The 18,326-nt window shown below is 29.4% G+C and carries 16 protein-coding genes; 13 read left to right on the top strand and 3 right to left on the bottom strand.

Translation table 11 applies throughout. From position 1 onward, the window contains the following. Positions 1-76: 76 nt before the first annotated feature. Complete coding sequence (locus DQN46_RS00785; protein WP_455331840.1) at positions 77-2,113, bottom strand: heavy metal translocating P-type ATPase; 2,037 nt, start codon at positions 2,111-2,113, stop codon at positions 77-79. A 305-nt stretch (positions 2,114-2,418) separates the two neighbouring features. Here DQN46_RS00785 and DQN46_RS00780 point away from each other — a divergent pair, with 305 nt between their 5' ends. Together DQN46_RS00780 and DQN46_RS00775 are read left to right on the top strand one after the other, a co-directional pair. Continuing rightward, a complete protein-coding gene (locus tag DQN46_RS00780) occupies positions 2,419-3,618 on the top strand; it encodes a D-alanyl-D-alanine carboxypeptidase family protein (RefSeq protein ID WP_111742675.1) in 1,200 nt (399 codons plus the stop codon). A 2-nt stretch (positions 3,619-3,620) separates the two neighbouring features. After that, a complete protein-coding gene (locus tag DQN46_RS00775) occupies positions 3,621-3,902 on the top strand; it encodes a YutD-like domain-containing protein (RefSeq protein WP_004634092.1) in 282 nt (93 codons plus the stop codon). Between the two features lie 48 nt (positions 3,903-3,950). Here DQN46_RS00775 and DQN46_RS00770 read toward each other — a convergent pair whose 3' ends face one another. Continuing rightward, entirely contained in the window at positions 3,951-4,967 is a 1,017-nt protein-coding gene (locus tag DQN46_RS00770) for a lactonase family protein (protein WP_111742674.1), read from the bottom strand. 286 nt (positions 4,968-5,253) lie between these two features. Here DQN46_RS00770 and guaA point away from each other — a divergent pair, with 286 nt between their 5' ends. The 3 genes from guaA (at position 5,254) to DQN46_RS00755 (ending at position 8,385) form a co-directional block, all read left to right on the top strand. After that, positions 5,254-6,798, top strand: coding sequence for a glutamine-hydrolyzing GMP synthase (guaA, locus tag DQN46_RS00765; RefSeq protein ID WP_111742673.1), 1,545 nt, complete (start codon positions 5,254-5,256; stop codon positions 6,796-6,798). 147 nt (positions 6,799-6,945) lie between these two features. Then, a complete protein-coding gene (locus tag DQN46_RS00760; protein WP_111742672.1) occupies positions 6,946-7,617 on the top strand; it encodes a Fic family protein in 672 nt (223 codons plus the stop codon). Between the two features lie 159 nt (positions 7,618-7,776). After that, entirely contained in the window at positions 7,777-8,385 is a 609-nt protein-coding gene (locus DQN46_RS00755; RefSeq protein WP_111742671.1) for a recombinase family protein, read from the top strand. On the opposite strand, the gene DQN46_RS08705 is transcribed toward DQN46_RS00755, so the two are convergent. Beyond that, positions 8,374-10,863 (bottom strand): Spaf_1101 family AAA-like ATPase, encoded by a 2,490-nt coding sequence (locus DQN46_RS08705; protein WP_111742670.1) that lies wholly within the window; start codon positions 10,861-10,863, stop codon positions 8,374-8,376. The two genes, DQN46_RS00755 and DQN46_RS08705, sit on opposite strands and share 12 nt — an antisense overlap. A gap of 210 nt (positions 10,864-11,073) precedes the next feature. Here DQN46_RS08705 and DQN46_RS00745 point away from each other — a divergent pair, with 210 nt between their 5' ends. The 8 genes from DQN46_RS00745 (at position 11,074) to DQN46_RS00710 (ending at position 18,100) form a co-directional block, all read left to right on the top strand. Continuing rightward, a complete protein-coding gene (locus DQN46_RS00745) occupies positions 11,074-11,367 on the top strand; it encodes a Mor transcription activator family protein (protein ID WP_111742669.1) in 294 nt (97 codons plus the stop codon). Then, positions 11,364-12,215: a hypothetical protein gene (locus DQN46_RS00740; protein WP_111742668.1), complete on the top strand. Its 852-nt coding sequence runs from the start codon at positions 11,364-11,366 to the stop codon at positions 12,213-12,215. The genes DQN46_RS00745 and DQN46_RS00740 overlap by 4 nt, the downstream gene beginning before the upstream one ends. A 154-nt stretch (positions 12,216-12,369) precedes the next feature. Further along, complete coding sequence (locus tag DQN46_RS00735; RefSeq protein ID WP_111742667.1) at positions 12,370-13,350, top strand: zinc-ribbon domain-containing protein; 981 nt, start codon at positions 12,370-12,372, stop codon at positions 13,348-13,350. 246 nt (positions 13,351-13,596) lie between these two features. After that, on the top strand, positions 13,597-14,718 hold the full coding sequence (locus tag DQN46_RS00730; RefSeq protein WP_170120616.1) for a PrsW family intramembrane metalloprotease: 1,122 nt from the start codon (positions 13,597-13,599) through the stop codon (positions 14,716-14,718). Positions 14,719-14,791: 73 nt separating this feature from the next. After that, positions 14,792-15,250: a JAB domain-containing protein gene (locus tag DQN46_RS00725; RefSeq protein WP_111742665.1), complete on the top strand. Its 459-nt coding sequence runs from the start codon at positions 14,792-14,794 to the stop codon at positions 15,248-15,250. After that, positions 15,244-15,534: a hypothetical protein gene (locus DQN46_RS00720; protein WP_111742664.1), complete on the top strand. Its 291-nt coding sequence runs from the start codon at positions 15,244-15,246 to the stop codon at positions 15,532-15,534. The genes DQN46_RS00725 and DQN46_RS00720 overlap by 7 nt, the downstream gene beginning before the upstream one ends. Before the next feature lie 107 nt (positions 15,535-15,641). Continuing rightward, positions 15,642-16,148: a DUF1643 domain-containing protein gene (locus DQN46_RS00715; RefSeq protein WP_111742663.1), complete on the top strand. Its 507-nt coding sequence runs from the start codon at positions 15,642-15,644 to the stop codon at positions 16,146-16,148. A 32-nt stretch (positions 16,149-16,180) separates the two neighbouring features. Then, on the top strand, positions 16,181-18,100 hold the full coding sequence (locus DQN46_RS00710; RefSeq protein ID WP_111742662.1) for a hypothetical protein: 1,920 nt from the start codon (positions 16,181-16,183) through the stop codon (positions 18,098-18,100). Positions 18,101-18,326 lie beyond the last annotated feature (226 nt).

Raw genomic sequence — 18,326 nt, 5'->3', positions numbered from 1 at the left:
AAACAAAAGATAGGCTTGGGATTAACAACTATGATTTTAAAAATCAACTATGTAAATCCGTGCCTATCCTCTACTCTTACTCTTTTATTTCTTTTAGCATTCTAAGTGAGTTTAATATTACTGCTAGTGTACTTCCTTCATGGAGAATAACCCCGAAGGTAATATCCATTTTCCCTAAAAAGTTCAAAATAACTAATACAACTACGACAAACATTGCAAAGATAATATTTTGATAAGTTATCTTAAGCATTTTCTTACTTAATTTATGAGCATGGCTAAGTTTTGATAAATCATTTTTCATTAAAATCATATCCGCAACATCCATCGCAACGTCAGTACCATTTCCCATAGCTATACCTACATCAGCAAGGACAAGTGCTGGCGCATCATTAACACCATCTCCTAACATAGCTACATTACCATATTTTTCCTTTTGACTTTTTATAATCTGTGCCTTATCCTCTGGCATAACATTCGCTCTTACCTCATCTATTCCAACAATCTTTCCTACAACCTCCCCCGTCAAATATGAATCACCTGTAATCATCATTGTATAGATGCCTTGCTTTTTAAAATACTCTACAGCACCTTTTGCACTAGCATTTGGGATATCCATAAAAGCCAACAACCCAACTACTTTAGAATTGCGTGCTACATAAACAACAGTTTTCCCTTCTTTAGCCAAGCACTCCACCTGTTTAGTTAAAGCGTCGCTTGCATTAGTAAATGCAGTTACCTTTGCTATACAGTACTCTGCCCCTAAATACGTCGTTACTAATCCAATACCTATTTTATTCTCAACTTCTAATTCTATAGGTTCAACATTAGGAAACTTATTTACGATAGCTCGTGCTAATGGATGATTAGATTGCTTCTCCATTGAGACAACTACTTTTAACAATTCTTCCTCATCTTCTTCAAAAATATAATCTGTAACAACTGGCTCTCCATTAGTTAATGTTCCCGTTTTATCAAAAGCAATCGCCTTAATATTACTCAAATGCGATAGGTATGCCCCACCTTTAACGAGAACTCCACGTTTTGATAGATTAGAATTAGTCGCTAGTGTCGCTGGAATAGCACTTGCTGCCAAAGCACACGGAGATACCGCAATTAAGTAAACCATACTGCGATATAAGCTAATCTCCCAACTCCACCCGAAAATAAATCTACTCGCAAGAAGTACTACTGGAAATAGAACTAAAACAAGAGTTACATATTTAGGTTCCAATCGTTGAAGCAATGTTGCAGTTTTTGTCAAACTATTTTGCGAAGCATTGACTAAACCTAATATCTTCGCAAAAACCGTATCTCCTAGCTCTTTAGTGACTTGCATAACAAAGGTTCCTTCTCCATTAATAGTACTCCCAAAAACTTCATCACCAATGTTTTTTTCTTTAGGAACACTCTCACCAGTAATAGAACTTTCATTAATGAATGTAGTCCCGCTTAAAACAATTCCATCCGTCGGAACTTGATCTCCATTTAAAACTTGGAGTTTATCCCCTACTTCAACCTTATCTATAGGAATAATCTTTGTATTATTATCTTCTAAAACTAACCTCGCTTGAGTCGGATTTAGATTCAATAGATTCGTAATCTCTTTTCTACTTTTTTCATCAACATATTCTTCTAAAAAGTGTGCTCCGGCAAAAATAACTATAAGCATAGCCGCTTCTTCATAATTACCGATAAAAATAGCCCCTATAGCTGCTAGAGTCATCAGCAAATGAACATTAGGAGAAAATCGTTTCTCTTTTTTTGTATTTTGGATTGTATTTCCTAATCCTTCAAAAATGACATGATATCCCGCTATCCCAACTGTTCCAATAAACAAAATATTTGAATATAAGGAATACCTATTTTCTAATATATATCCAGCAATAAAAGCCGCTAATCCAACAAAATACATTATTACTGGAAATTTTCCACCATGGCTATGCATATGACAGTGATTGTTATTGTGATTGTGTTCATGACAATTATTATGTTTATGATTGTGGTTGTGTTCATGAGCATGAGAACTAATATTATTACTATTATACTTATGAGCATGATTACATTTTTTTTCATTATTATGAATATTATCAACACCCTTTATATTATTACACATACTATATCCCCTCTTTCCTCTTGAAAATATTAATATATGATTATTCTTTCATATGTATTATATATGAATAAACAATCATATGTCAAATATAATTAGTTTTTTCTTCTAAAATTTTTTCCAACCTACGTTTTTTATTAAAAACTATTATTTGAAAATTATTTTAATTTTATATTTCTTCTTATTGGAATTTTTTATTATTTTGTACTATACTAAAGGGTATATATTTAGAAGAACTATTGAACTTTTTCAAAAGAGTTCCCCCTAGTTTTCCTAATTAAAACTTTGATTAAAAGGATTTTTTTATAATGAGACTTAAAAAAATTAGTATTTTATCTATTCTTCTAGTTTTTTTATTACCGAATCTCGCAAAAGCAGAGATGCTATTTTTAGACAACAATGCAATCTCTAACTTTAGCGATGTCAACACACATCTTGTAGTTTCGGAATTTAATACTGGAAAAATAATTTCTAAACGTGGAGAAAATAAACAAGTATCTGTGAGCAACTTACCAAATCATCTTGCCTTATTTTTACTAACAAACGATTTAAAAAATGACAAAATTTCACTTGATACAAAATTGAAAATTACTAATAGCGATGCTATCTTAAATAAATACAACCTTAGTTCTTCTGTTAGCGTTGAAGATGCTTTATTCTTACTTGAAAATGAAGATTCTGACGCTCTACTAGAGGCTATTTTTAAAAAATATGATTTAACAATCGAAAAAGCAAAAGACATTTTGAGTTCAATGTCCCTTAACGACACGACATTAGCTTCATTAACTATTGACGAAAAAAATATAAGTACGGCAAAAAATATGTCGTATTTAACGAATATGATTTTGAGAAATTACCCAAAACTTACTGAGATTACTAAAAATCCAGAAGTAACACTTTCATCAGGTTCTAAAGCTACTAACAATATTTCTTTTACAGAATCAGATAAGTTTAGAGTGTTGGGACTTAATCACGCGAATAAAAATAGTATCACTTTTGCTTATAGCGGAGATACAAAATTACTTATTACGATTTTAAACCAAAATGATGATAAGGCTACATATTTTGATAAACTGCAAAAAACTTATGACTATTTATTTACCAATTATAGCTACAAACTTGCACTAAAAGCAGGTAGTTATAAAATAAATAACGAGAACATCACTTTTGAAAAAGATATTTATGATTTATTCTATGAAAAACATTCTATAAAAGATGTTACCTACCTACTTATGAATAAAAAAATATTACTTTTCCAAAAATACGAAACAATCTCTGCTAATGCAGGTACTGTTTTTGCTGACTTTTCATCAAACGATACTTCAGGTGTATTAGCAAAAGTAAAAACAAATTTTATCAATGATATTAATTTTGACAAGAAAAACAACTTAGAAAAAACTACTATAGTTATCGATCGTACTAAGTACTTCGCTACGGGTATTTTAGCTATCTATTCATTAGTATTTATGGCATTTTACATTATGAAAAAAGTTGTTAGAAAGGATTAATTATGGAGCAAAATAATTTAGTATTTGAAGTTGATGGGATTATCTATGAGCTTATATACAATTTTAAAGATGCCTTCCAAAAAGAATGGTTCGAAGAAAAATTAGTCGATGTACTAAAAAATAAACCTTATATTGTCGGCGATATTTCTCATGACAAACTTCGCCTTAGTGGCTTCACACTAACAAAAGACAATAACAATCCAAAAAATATCAATAATCTAGAAGATTATATTTTAGAATATTGTAATTTTGGAGCACCCTTTTTTGTAGTTAAAAAACGATAAAAGAAAAACTATTTGGCGTTACTTACGTCAAATAGTTTTTATTATATTCTAAATAAACTTTACACAGACTGCTTCCGGTACTTCAACACCACATTGAACAACATCTAGCTCACCAGTTTTTTGATCAACTGCATATACAGTTATCGTTCCTGATGTTTCATTAGTTGCAACAGCAAACTTATTATCTTTTGATAAGGCAAAATCCCTAGGATCTGCTCCCTCAGTACTAATAGTTTGAATCTCTTTTAACTTATTATTCACATTCTCAAAGACAACGATAGTATCCTGCCCACGATTACTCACATAGATAAACCTATTGTCATTAGAAATTTTTATCGCACTTCCTTTATTTTCAACAGGAAAATCCTCTAATAATGTCGAATAGTATTCCGGATTCGTTAGATTTCCATCACCATCATAATCAAAAGCAATTACCTCACTTGTTAGCTCCGTCATAGCGTAAGCTTTTGTTTCATCTGAACTAAAGACTATATGGCGAACGCCACTACCAGCTTTTACTTTTACATTTTGAACTTTTTCTAATCTACCCTCGTTTAACTTATACGTTGTAATTTCATCCGTACCTAAATCACATGTGAAAACATAATTACCACTTGGAGAAAAACCTGCAAAATGAACATGAGACTTTTCTTGACGTGGATGTACACCATTCCCTTCGTGAGTATCAGTCGATAATAATGTTCCTAAAGCTCCATTAGTAATTGAATAACTATCCGCCGTTCCCGTGTGGTAATTTGCTGATAGCAAGTACTTGTCATCATGACTTACCTCGACGTAACATGGAGGATTACCTTCTTTTGAAACTGATGTTAGTTCTTCGAGTCTCCCATCTTCTAAAACTCTAAAACTAGTAACAGCTCCTTTACCTTCTCTTTTAGATACACTGTATAAATTTTTATTATCACTCGATAGCGCCAAGTAAGTCGGATTTTCTACTTTAGCAACTGATGCTACTTCTAACACTCTACCTTCTTCTGATAATTCTATTTTATATATTCCTTGGCTTTCTTTTTTAGTATATGTTCCTATATATGCTCTTACCATTTTAGCCTCCTAGCCATTATTTCATCATTTATAACACCTATTATACCATTTATCGCTATTTTGTATAATATATTGACTTTTCTCTATTACCGACTTATCTATTGCCGACCTGCACTTCAAGTAAATCTCCTTGATTTTAAATATTTTTCATAATAATTAACCTTGATTTTATCGGAAATCACAAATACTTCGTTTTTGTTCTCTATTTGCGTAATTTAAGTTTTACTTCTGAGTCTGTTCTTGATATAATAAAGTATATTATTATGCAAATTTTAGGAGGACAACTGTGAAACACGAATTTATACTAGTTCTTGACTTCGGTAGTCAGTACAACCAACTTATCACACGTCGTGTACGTGAGCTTGGTGTTTATTCTGAACTACATGATAACGAGATTTCTATTGATGAAATTAAAAAAATGAATCCTAAGGGAATTATTCTTTCTGGGGGACCTAACTCTGTTTATGAAGAAAATTCTCTAACAATTGATGATGAAATTTTCAACCTAGGTATTCCAGTGCTTGGTATTTGCTACGGAATGCAATTAATGCAGCACAAACTTGGAGGTCGCGTAGAATCAGCGACTAGCCGTGAATACGGAGCACATAACATTGATGTAGTTGCTGGTGCTCGTCTATTCGAAGCTACACCAACTACTCAACAAGTATTAATGAGTCACTCTGACAAAGTTGTTGAACTTGCTGATGGATTTAAAGTAGTAGCAACTAGTGATAACTGCCCTATCGCTGCTGCCGAAAACGTAGAAAAAGGATTCTACTGTTTCCAATTCCACCCAGAAGTTCGTCACTCAGAATACGGTTATGACCTACTTAAAAACTTTATTAGAAACGTTTGTAACTGTACTGAAAACTGGACTATCCAAAACTTTATCGATGACAAAATCAAAGAAATTCGTGAAGAAGTTGGAGATCAAAAAGTTCTTTGTGCCCTATCTGGTGGTGTAGACTCTTCTGTAGTAGCAGCTCTTTTAGATAAAGCAATTGGAGACCAACTTATCTGTATGTTTATCGATCACGGTTTACTTCGTAAAGGTGAAGCAGAAGCTGTTATGTCAACTTTCAGTAAAGAAATCGATGGTGGTTTCAACATGAACCTTATTAAAGTAGATGCAAAAGAAAGATTCCTAGGAAAACTTAAAGGTGTAAGTGATCCAGAGAAAAAACGTAAAATCATCGGTAATGAGTTCGTATATGTATTTGATGAAGAATGCGCGAAATTACACGATGTTCCATTCCTAGCACAAGGAACTCTTTACACAGATGTTATAGAATCTGGAACTAAAAATGCTCAAACTATCAAATCTCACCACAATGTTGGTGGACTACCAGAAGATATGCGTTTTTCACTTATCGAGCCTCTTAACACATTGTTCAAAGATGAAGTTCGTGCATTAGGAGAAGCTCTAGGTCTTCCTCATGAAATAGTTTGGCGTCAACCATTCCCAGGACCAGGTTTAGGTATCCGTGTTCTTGGAGAAGTAACAGAAGAAAAACTTCAAATCGTACGCGATAGTGACTTTATCCTACGTGATGTTATCGCTAAACGTGGTTTAGAAGGAGAAATCTGGCAATACTTCACATGTCTTCCTGATATCCGTTCAGTAGGAGTTATGGGAGATGTTCGTACTTACGATTATACTGTTGCAGTTCGTGCCGTAACAAGTATCGATGGTATGACAGCAAGTTGGGCACATATCCCATTTGAAGTACTTGAAGAAATCTCAGCACGTATCGTAAACGAAGTAGCACACGTTAACCGCGTAGTCTACGACATTACAAGTAAGCCACCAGCAACTATAGAGTGGGAATAATTCAATAGTAAAATATATAAATAAAAGCCTTGATTTTTAAGGCTTTTTATTTCAAAAAAATTAATAAAAATAAACTTTTAGGCATAAAGTTCCCTGCCAACTTCCCTGCCGAAGAGTAAAATTTACAATGTAAGAAGGTGAACAGTTTTGAAATATATACAAGATTATCTTAATGACATACTAATTAGAATGGCTTATCATTCTAGTGCAATTGAAGGAAATACTATCACTTTACCTGAAACAGTATCAATAATATTAGAAAATACTCTTCCTAGTTCTCGTAAAGGTATCAGAGAATTTTATGAAATAGAAAATCATAAGCAAGCTTTTGAATATTTATTTGATAATATAGATAATAATAAAGATTTAAATATAGACTTAATACTTGATTTGCATAGGTATTTAGTAGATAGATTACAGCACGATGCTGGTTGTTTCAAGTCTAGTCAAAATGCAATAGTCGGTGCAGAGTTTCAGACTGCATCACCTAGTGAAACACCATACTTAGTACGTCAATGGATAGATAATACTAACTATCGATTAAACAACGCTAAAGAGGATACTGATATATTAGAAATTCTTGCAGATACACATATTCAATTCGAAAGAATACATCCTTTCAGTGATGGTAATGGTAGATGTGGAAGATTAGTCCTACTCTACTTAGGAATCAAATACTTAAATTCTCCACTTATCATCTCTAAAGAAAATAGAGCTGAATATATGGAATATCTAGCTGAACAGAATATAGAAGGATTAACTTCTCTATTAAGCAACTCCCTTGAGTTTGAAAAACAAAGAATAACACAATTCAACTAATATTATAGTCGCAACTTTAAAAATAAAGTTGCGACTATTTTTTCGCCTAAATTGACTACTATGGGTATACCCATATCGAACAAAAATCAATCCTATTAAATCAACAAATAAAGTGTCCGTTATACATGTCTAAAAACTAAATTCAGGAGGTACAAAAATATGAAAATCGGATATATAAGAACTTCTACCATTAATCAAAACTTAGATAGACAAAAACAAATTATGAAAGACAATAATGTAGATTTACTATATAGTGAACAAGAAAGCGGAAAAGATACAAATAGACCAGTTCTTAATAAAATGCTAAACTCTATCCGACCTAACGATGAAGTAATAATCTCTTCTCTAGATAGACTTAGCAGAAATTACAAAGATTTAAAAGAGATAATACAAATAATAAAAGATAAAGGAGTAATACTAACAATAGTAGATGCTCCTTTTCTTAATTTTAATACTAACAATCCTACACTAGACACTGCTATGTTTGATATTTTTCTTTCACTACTTGGATATATCGCTCAAAATGAACGTGAAAAAATTCTAGAAAGACAACGTCAAGGCATAGAACAAGCAAAGTTACGTGGTATTTATAATGGACGCCCCATCAAATATCATGCTCACGCTAAAAATCCTCAAGATAGGTTTATATATGAAAGTGTAGTTTCTATGCTCCAAGATAAAAAACCTGTCCAATCTATCGCTAATCATGTTGGCATAGCTAAATCTACTGTATATGAGATAAAGAAACGCATAAACTTAATCACTTAATACACTCTTATATATCTCTTGCTTGTGTTTAAATGAATCTATTCCACCTTCAAGATAGTTAACAATTGCTTTTTTTATTTTTATTTCACCCGGGTATCCTTGTAATTCAATCCATCCATGCTCTCCATCTGACTCCATGACAAAAACCTTATCTGATATAGCGTTAGTAACAATAGTAGCATTGTGTGTAGCAATTATTATTTGTCGTTTATCTTTTACACTTTTAAGTTGATTTACTAAAGTTAGGTAAATATACCTTGTATCTAGATTATCTTCTGGTTGATCTATTATTAGTGGTCTATAGTCTTCCGAATAGTCACTATACGCTAAAATAAAATCTAACATCGCTACTACCTTTTGCCCTTGACTTAAGTTTCTTATATCTTTATAAATAATTTCCCCTTTTTTTGATGAGACTTTTAAATTAATATTAAACTCCAATCTTAATTCTTCCTGTCTTCCAAAACTATTAATATAATATTTAAGGTTCTCTTCAGAAACTTGGTCAAATACAGTATAAATAATTTCCAGAAATTTTTCAATATTATTATCATTTAAAGCAACACGATCTACATCTCTTTTTAGTTTACTTTGAGCAGAATACCTACAAAAATATTTACCTAATATATCTGATTTTTTCTTTTCTATGTTGGTGAAAAACTCAAAAAAACCAAATTCTTCATAAAGCTCATTTAAGCAATCTATTGTTTCATTTAAGGTTATTCTATATATTCCTATATTATTTTTTAAATTTTTTGACAACCAATTTTTAAAATTAGGTGCTCTAAATTTATCACTTTGTTCATATACAATTTTTAATCTACCTATATTTTTTTCATTGAATGAAGAAATAATTTTCTCTACTTGCTCAGCCCTTTGATTTTTCTTATTATTCACTTTAACTATCATTTCAGAAATACTTCGGAATTTAGTTTTCTCACCATTAATTGTGGGTTTAGCCAGTTGTTTATTTTTCAATAATAAATTGTAAATAAATTCTGTCATCTCATCATTATCTGCTTTTTTCACCAAGTCATTGACAGAATATACAGTATCAAACATTTCCCCCAAGATTCTAGCTTTATTCGATACTCTTTCAAACTCTTTCCCATTACGTTTGACATGGTAAATATTTAAGTCCTGTGATCTAGCCAATTGCTGTATTTCGCCAGAATCAAACCTATATGAATAATGATATAATCCTTTTTTATTTTTGCCAAATTTTCTTAGTATATGTTCTTTATCATCCTTTTTAGAAATAGAACGAATTCCCATTTCTACAATATACTCATCCCCATCTAATTCATACAAAATAAATATATTAGGATTTCTACAAATAAATTCTAATTCTCTTTCGTTCCTCACCTTTTGAGTTAAACAATACTGTAATATATTTAAAGTGGTACTTTTCCCTGTTCCTCTTCCTCCTATGAAACAATTTAAATCTGGTGAAAAAATTATATTATATGACAACTGTTCATCTTTATTTATTAAGAATCTATTTATCTGATTGTCCTTGGGAATATGTACCCCTTTTATGTAATTCTTAGGAAAATTATCTACATCTTGAAATCTCACTGATGTATCATAATTTAACATCGCTTCTATAATCATTTCGTAACTTCTCTTACTTCCTTTTATCCACATAATATTTTTTCCCAGTCCTTCAATATTATGTGAATCATTATCTAAAATATACTTTACTTTTACCGATTTATTATACTTTGAAATATTATTATTTATTCTTTCAATATGCTCTTTTGCTGATACGCCTAGACACTCTATAAGTGATGATTGTAATAACTTCTGTCTATAACCTCCTGCTAAATAGTCTTTGCTAAATATACTCGATGAATTTATATGGGCGATATAACAAAATATTCCATTATTTGAAAAATAAGTCATTACATTAAGACTTGTCTCATATGTTCCAGATTCTACGTCCATTATGTTATTATTTAACCAATCTTCAACTATCTGTAATTTTTTTTTATCAAATATTAACACTATATGTAACTTATCTGCACACGATATTTCAACCCCATTAAATACATGAGGAAATACGTGCTTTGGATACTTAGAGTTTAACAAGCAAATAGAAGTTTCTAATTTTTTTATTCCTTTAATCGAATTATGATCGCAGACCACTACACATCCAATTTTTTGTAAATATAGTTCATTTGCTAAGATAAGGTAAGATAAGTATTCTTTACAACTAGAATAACCATATTTCTGAGAATCTTCTTCATGCATTAGCAGTGTGAATTTGTCTACTCCCTCTATTTTCTCTTTAGCTATTTCATATATATCATTATCACTCTTTTCTTTATATACCTCATCATTCCATTCTTCTAATAAGCTATAGTCATGAGATTCTGGAGTATGGATGTGAAATACACTTTTATAAAATACACCAAATTCTTCTTTTTGATTCTTTAGTTCTTTATAAGCCGTTTTTACCTGTTCATTAATTTCCATGGAAAATCTCCCTTCATTTCTAATTAACCATAATATATCACATATATTAATTATATATTATAACTTTGATAGTTTAAATACTAAGTATTAAACTATTTACATTTTAGACATTTATATTTGCTTATGTCCTAGATATTATCCAAGACTTACTAGTCTTATACTGTCCTAGAAAAAAACTTATAATAATTATTGTAAAGGAGGGGATTTAATTTGTCAGCCAAGAATAAAACATTAAAAGACCCAAATAACTGGCAGCCAATTTATAATGATATATCACATTTAATTGGTGAGGAAAACACAATTAAATTGTATGAACATTTTAGAGGCTTAACTTTGAATTTTCCGATGAAGTTACTCTCTAAAGAAGGTATGATTAACGTTGTTAAATCTGAGTATAATGGACATAATGTAGTTGACTTGGCTAGAAAGTATGGCTACTCTATGAGACATATAAACCGTATAATAAAAGATAATAATTTAAAAATAAAAGGAGAACAACAATGAGTAAAAAAAATATCACAATAATCTCAAGTCTTATAGCATTTATAGTAATTGTAGCTAGTGGATACTTCTTCTATAAAAACTCTGGGCAAAATAACATAAAGGCTGATCATGATAAATATTTAGCGCTTATAAATGATAATTATAATTTTGACGAAGGAGTTAAAGGTTTAGAAAACCTTGATAATGATAAAGGTCAAAAAATGTTTAAAAACATAAAAATTGAAATCAAGATTGCTAAGGAATTAAAAAATACTAACACAAGCCTTGATAATAAAGATATTGATTCAGCAAAAAAATCGTTAGAAAAAGTCGAAACCCTAACTATTGATAATTCGTTTGATAAAGCGATTGACTGGTTAAAAGAGGATATCACTAACTATGACAAAGTATTAAAAGAAATAAACGATGCTAAACCTGATGATATTAATACTATTATTGATAAATATAAATTTAACCACACCTCATTAAAACAAAAACTAAATGATGAAGCAAATAAAAAAGTTAGCAGAAAAGAGGAAGTCCACCAAACTGAAAATCAAAATACAAGCTCTACACTTACATTTGCAGAAAGAATAGCGAAAAACTATGAATATTATGAACATACTATAAAAAATGATTTAATATCTATGAGCAAAAGTCCTGATGGTAAAGAAGCACCTACTGATGGTATTGATGTTTCTTATAGAACGTTTGACAAACACAATAATTTAATAATGCTGAATTATACAGCTAGAGATCCTCAATACTCTGCCATTGTATTATTTAAATTAAACAATGATGGAACGTGTTCCCTTGTTGAATATGGAAGCCTTCAACGCACCATTGCTACTTATAAAGCGATATATTAAAAATTTTGTAAGTGCATATTCCTATTTGAAATTATTATACTATATTTCAATAGTTATACACTTACTCCTGATACAAAAATTACAAGTTAATTTTTAAATTTATGTCACAAAAAATTAAAAGATTTATTAAACTATAAAAAGGAGATAACATATTATGAAATATTGTACACAATGTGGTAAACAAAATATCAACAATTCTAATTTTTGTGAGTTTTGTGGAGAAAAAATAAATAATAACTACACAGTTACTAACGAAGCAAAAGAAAAAGTAAAAAAAACTAAATCTTCTAAATATATAATAGTATTAACCATCCTAGTTATCATATTATCAATAGGTGGATATTGGTGGAAGACAACTTCTTCTGCTAAGGCAGAGTTTATGAGAAAATATGAATCAGCAATTTCCCTAGTAAATAAAGGTGAGCTTGAAAAAGGAAAATCAGCACTTGAAGATATAAAAACAGAAGATAAATACGATGATGTGGATATAGAGAATACTATAAAATTAGTATCAGATTTATTTGACATTCAAGTTGCAATACTAGAGGAAAAAGATAATCTCTCATCCCAAATAGAGAAGTTCAATTCAAATTATTCGGGGAAATATGATAATATCAAAACGCTTGTTAATAATATATTAGCAGATAGCAAAGTATTAAATAAATATTTGGAAACTGCTAAAAAATTAAAAGATTTTCAAAAAAATAATGATTTTGATAAAGCTGAGTCAGAATTAAAATCATTAAAAGAATACAAGTTTACTACTGAAAAAATATCAAAAGAATTTGAAAAGAAAGTAGCCGATATTGAATCGAAATTAGCTAATGCAAAAAAACAATTTGATGAAACTAAGACAAAAGAATCTCAAGCAAACACATCTTCTGGAGGTGTAGGTGATAACGACGTTATACCAGCAGGATCTTCTTATGTATTTAGTGGCACAGTAACTAACTCTACAACTTATAAAGAATTTAGGCAGACAAATGCTTATCAGACTATAGCAAGTAATTATGTAGGTTTTAATGCAAGTAATGCTGAAATTAAAGCTTGTCTAGAATGGCTTATCCAAAAAGGAAAAGAAGGAGCCCAAACACTACCAAGTACTGATGAATATAGAAAAGCTTTTGGTAGATAATAATACAATAAGATTAAATCGTTCTCTCTAATAAACTACATATTACTCATATAAATATATAACTGCAACACTAGTTGATTATACTTTTATAAAGTATCTTTTAAGCACATATTCTTAAAATAAAATATTAATTTCAATGAAAGGAAATATATAATCATGAATTTTTGTCCCAACTGCGGAAATAAACTAAACGAAAACTCAAATTTTTGTGGTATATGTGGTATTAAAATACAAAAAAATACTAACATGGTAAATCAAGAAAATTTGAATGAAGTTCAATCACAAATCCAATATCAAAATCAAAATGAATATAATATCTCTACAGAAAAACATAAAACAGAACAAGCACAATTCTCAAATCCATCTCAGTTTGCACAATCCACAAAAAAAGTATTAGATTCTGCAACTGAGCATTTAAACAAGTACACTGGAGAAATAGGGAGTGTAGATATTAACCTTAGAGAATTATTCTCTGAAGTTTTTAATTCTCATTCTACTGATGAGGCAGAAGAAATATTTATTTCTGGAACTAAAAAAACTACACCACCTCTAAAACAAGTATCAGAAAGCTGGGGAAAACCATGGTTGTTTTCTAGAGTTCTTGTTTGGTTCCTTATTGCATTCGCAGCATTCTGGTTTTGTATTTTTAAATTAAACGCTCAATATGCAATCCCAGGATTCATATTTGCTGGAGCATTTGCAATGCCTATTTCTGCATTAATATTCTTTTTTGAATTAAATTCATTTAAAAATATTAGTATAATGAGTACATTTAAAATATTCTTCGTTGGTGGTGCCTTCTCTTTACTTATAGCACTTCTTTTATATCAAGTTTTCCCATTAAGTTTAGAAAGTCAGATATTTGGAACATTAACCGTTACCGATGCATTCTTAATAGGACTAATAGAAGAAGTTGGAAAATTCATAATAGTTATTTACTTTGTAACTAAGCTAGATATAAAATATATTTTAAATGGCCTTCTTGTTGGTGGTGCTGTTGGAGCTGGATTTGCAGCATTTGAAACTGCTGGATATATTTTATCATTCTCTGAACAAGCTATGGAAGTAACAATTATAAGAGCTATCACTTCTATTGGTGGTCATCTTGCATGGACTGCAATAGCTGGTGGTGCATTAATAATAGTTAAAAGAACTAGTGAATTAGAGTTATCTCACTTCATGAAATCACAATTCGTTTTCTTCTTTTCATCTATTGTAATAATGCATGCTCTTTGGGATATGGATTTACCTCTTAATAGTTATTTGAAAATGGCTGGTTTAATAATATGGGTATGGATAGAATTATTCGTCATAATAAATGCTGGACTTAAAGAGATAACTAAGTATAAATATAACTCAGAAAATTAGTCAAATATTTTGCGAACCTAATTAGTTTTAACACTAGTTAGGTTTTTTATTTTTTACAAAAAGGAGTCTAATAATGACAAAAATACAAATTATACAACTAAAACAAGAAATACTTAAAGAAATAGAAATAAACAATAATAAAGAATTTAACTCTCCTGATGTTTCAGGAGATTTTTTTATTAACTATATTGGTGCATATGACAGAGAGGTTTTTGCTATTGTCGGTCTAAATGTTAAAAAGAAACCTACCTACTGCGAAATTTGTCATATAGGTATTTTAGACCAATCCCCTATTCACTTTAGAGAAATATTTAAAGGAGCTATACTCGCTAATTCTGATTCTATTATTGTAGCTCATAACCATGTATCAGGTAGTTTAAAACCTAGTAATGAAGATATAAAAGTAACTAAAACATTAGTAGAAGCTGGTGATTTACTTGGTATAAAGGTACTAGATCATATTATTGTCACTAATTCTAACTTTTTATCTCTTAAGAAAGATAATAAAGAGTATGGAGGTATTTTATGGTAGATATTAATCAAATCATTAACTTACTTTATAACAAACTAAATTTAAATATTAACTACTCTGAATTAATATCTGAGAGTTATCTCCTTACTATAGATGAGTTAGATAGCCAATTATTACCTACTAACTTTTATGATGTAATGAAGCACAAATCATATCAAGTTATCTTTTTTTATTATGCAGATATTACGGTTTATATTTTCTATAATCCTGATATGACAAAAAAACTTTTAACAGGCATACTAAAACAAGAAAGGTTAGTGTTCAGTAAATATGAGAAAATCTAACAAAAGAAATAAAGCCTCTATCTTAGACTGGATAAAGGCTATATATGAAATAACTGTAATAATTATTAAACTATATCAAAAAGTAACAGCATAGAAAGGATAAAACAATGACAAAAATACTATCAGCAAATATTCAAATAGAATTACTAATGTCAGATGATGGCAAAGAAAGATTTATATTAAAGAAAGTCTGGGATGAAAATAAACCTATGGTCACTATATTAACATTATACCCAAGCACAAGCGAGCTTATTATAAATGATTCTACAACTACATTTATTACTAATAATGTGTACAGAAATAACTTTGGTGGATTTTATAGTGTTAATCTATATTCGAAGATTTTAACGGGAAATCGGAGATTTGAAAATCAGAAGAATACAAATAATACAAAGCACATACTAGAGTGTGCTAAAGAGTCTGATAAAATAATTATAGCTTGTGGCTCACTCCCTAAAACTAACAAACACGTAAAAGATAGATTAGATTCAATTATTTCGTTACTAGCTAAAAACAAATTAAAGAAAAAAATACTTTTTCTTACTGATAACAACAAACAAGAAAATTTTCATCCTCTAGCACCAAAAGTGAGAGCAAAATGGGAGTTTATGTGATATAATTTAGGAAAAAAATATGGAGGATTCTCATGGAAGAATTTATTTTTACTGGGGATATATTATGTGATTCAATTTTATTTATCAGAGAAGATAGAGAAAATAATACATTAAAAGAAGAAGACCCCAATTATAATATAAAAACAAGAAAAAAAGAAAATCGAAATTATACTACTAAAAAAAGTTATTCATCAAGAAAAACAAAATACTCTGATGAATTTATTCGTAACGCGACGTTAGGAGTAGACTCAATTATAAATAAAAAGGCGGTTTCTAAACGACTAGCATATTCTTTGTATTTATTATCTACAAATAAAAAATGCAATAGATTACTTGGAAATGATTTTTTCGATAAATACTTGGAAATAAAACCAGAAACTTCTAAAAAAACTAATTGTAAACTTAAAACAAGTTTAAGTGATTTTAAAATATACAATAAATCTATAGCATTTATTATATATGTGCTCACTTCATTATACTATATTAACAATCTTCCATTTTATATCACTCCACGTAAAGATGGCTTTTTAACAAAATACAAAAAAGAGTATTTTCTATATCCTAGATTAATAGACAACTTTTTGCTACATAATATTCTAATGATTTTAAATCTAATAGAAAATAAAAGTTATTCCCCTGATTTAATAATAACCGAACATAATAAATTAATGGAAGAGTACAAAAATATATTCTCATCATTTGAATATAATATCTCCTGTTCTTACTTACTTATAAAAGATTCTAAAACTTCTCGCATAGCTCAATTAACTGCTCCTGTGAAATACAGTAGCTCCAGAAATGAAGATATATTTTATAAAATCTTTAAACAATTTGAAAATTTAAATGAAAAAGAATTAACAGACATTATAGAAATTATAAAAAGCCTATTTTCTAGTTCTTCTCCTACGGATGACGAATGGAAATATTTAAAAAAAGAATTATTTATTACTCATTCTACACTATATACTGAACAAAGTAGACTCCAATCAAAGTGCTATAATATAATGCTACAACTACCCGATACTCTAAGTAATATTAGAGACTCTGTTGTAGATTTACAATCAAAATTGCTCTCGTTTGATCCTAATAAATCGTCTATGTATGATAACGAAAATTATTTGGCTGGTTTATGTATGGAATTAACTTATTTAAAAGAAGTTAATTCATTTATAATCTCTACTTATAAAGATTGGGTACTGCTAATTAAAAAAATATCTACTCTATGTAAAAATGTAAAACAAATATTGAAAGAGCCAAAAAAAGCCCATCCTTTCACCCTAGATAAAACAGAGGATTCTTTAATAGCAGTTCTAAAATTGCACCCTAGTTCAGTATCGAAAGAAATTGACAAAATTTTAAACATTATATATGAGGCGCATCTAACTAAAGAACCTATCTCTTTTATGAAAAAAAATAATCGAATAAAAGAACTAGCTTTCCATGTTTTTGAACATATTGGCTATGTACTCGCAAATTTACATTTTTTTTCAAACTATATTGTTAAGTTTTATGAAACGCCTGAATTATACAATTATCACCTTATATATGATGATGAACTTTGCAAATATGAAAATAAGGTATCTATTGATAATGACACTTTCAAATACTATAATGATGATGATATATATAGAGCTTTTTCTCTACTAGATATAATTACTCCTAATGATTCCCATTATGTTTTTTTTCATGCTATAACTGAAAAATTCACTGAATTAATAGAATCAAAATACTATAACATTTTAAAAAACAATTTTAGTGACGATAATAAGATAGAAATAATTAAAAACTATAAACGTCTAATTGATTGCGAAAATTTTATATCACAAACTAAACTTATCATATACAACAAAAATATCAAAAAACTACTGAATTCCATAAAAAAAAATAAAAATAATATTAATGTAATTAATATAGACTTTTTCGAATCAAAATTAGATTCTTTAATAATTTGACCACTGCTTTAAAGTAGTGGTTTTTAATTTATATAAGTATTATTTGTCTTTTTTTCTTATTAGATTTTTTTTACCAAATTTTATGATAAACATTATTCTTCTTTATGTTATCATATCATTAGAAAATGCACTTTCAAAAAATATATAGAGCAAGTACTTGTCTTCTAAAAAATTTTGGGACACCTGGGTAACCCATCCAACCCAAAAATAAAAACAGAGAGGTAAT

It is taken from the genome of Gemella morbillorum (genome assembly GCF_900476045.1).
GTDB classification, from domain to species: domain Bacteria; phylum Bacillota; class Bacilli; order Staphylococcales; family Gemellaceae; genus Gemella; species Gemella morbillorum.
The sequence above is the reverse complement of the archived record's forward strand: the minus strand, read 5'-3'. Positions and strand labels throughout refer to the sequence as shown.

Bases quoted from the DNA above. Each gene is read 5' to 3' on its own strand.
- DQN46_RS00735 (WP_111742667.1), top strand. From the start codon at position 12,370: ATGAAATATTGTACACAATGTGGTAAACAAAATATCAACAATTCTAAT.
- DQN46_RS00755 (WP_111742671.1), top strand. From the start codon at position 7,777: ATGAAAATCGGATATATAAGAACTTCTACCATTAATCAAAACTTAGAT.
- DQN46_RS00785 (WP_455331840.1), bottom strand. From the start codon at position 2,113: ATGTGTAATAATATAAAGGGTGTTGATAATATTCATAATAATGAAAAA.
- DQN46_RS00780 (WP_111742675.1), top strand. From the start codon at position 2,419: ATGAGACTTAAAAAAATTAGTATTTTATCTATTCTTCTAGTTTTTTTA.
- DQN46_RS00770 (WP_111742674.1), bottom strand. From the start codon at position 4,967: ATGGTAAGAGCATATATAGGAACATATACTAAAAAAGAAAGCCAAGGA.
- DQN46_RS00730 (WP_170120616.1), top strand. From the start codon at position 13,597: ATGGTAAATCAAGAAAATTTGAATGAAGTTCAATCACAAATCCAATAT.
- DQN46_RS08705 (WP_111742670.1), bottom strand. From the start codon at position 10,863: ATGGAAATTAATGAACAGGTAAAAACGGCTTATAAAGAACTAAAGAAT.
- DQN46_RS00710 (WP_111742662.1), top strand. From the start codon at position 16,181: ATGGAAGAATTTATTTTTACTGGGGATATATTATGTGATTCAATTTTA.
- DQN46_RS00775 (WP_004634092.1), top strand. From the start codon at position 3,621: ATGGAGCAAAATAATTTAGTATTTGAAGTTGATGGGATTATCTATGAG.
- DQN46_RS00720 (WP_111742664.1), top strand. From the start codon at position 15,244: ATGGTAGATATTAATCAAATCATTAACTTACTTTATAACAAACTAAAT.
- DQN46_RS00715 (WP_111742663.1), top strand. From the start codon at position 15,642: ATGACAAAAATACTATCAGCAAATATTCAAATAGAATTACTAATGTCA.
- DQN46_RS00740 (WP_111742668.1), top strand. From the start codon at position 11,364: ATGAGTAAAAAAAATATCACAATAATCTCAAGTCTTATAGCATTTATA.
- DQN46_RS00725 (WP_111742665.1), top strand. From the start codon at position 14,792: ATGACAAAAATACAAATTATACAACTAAAACAAGAAATACTTAAAGAA.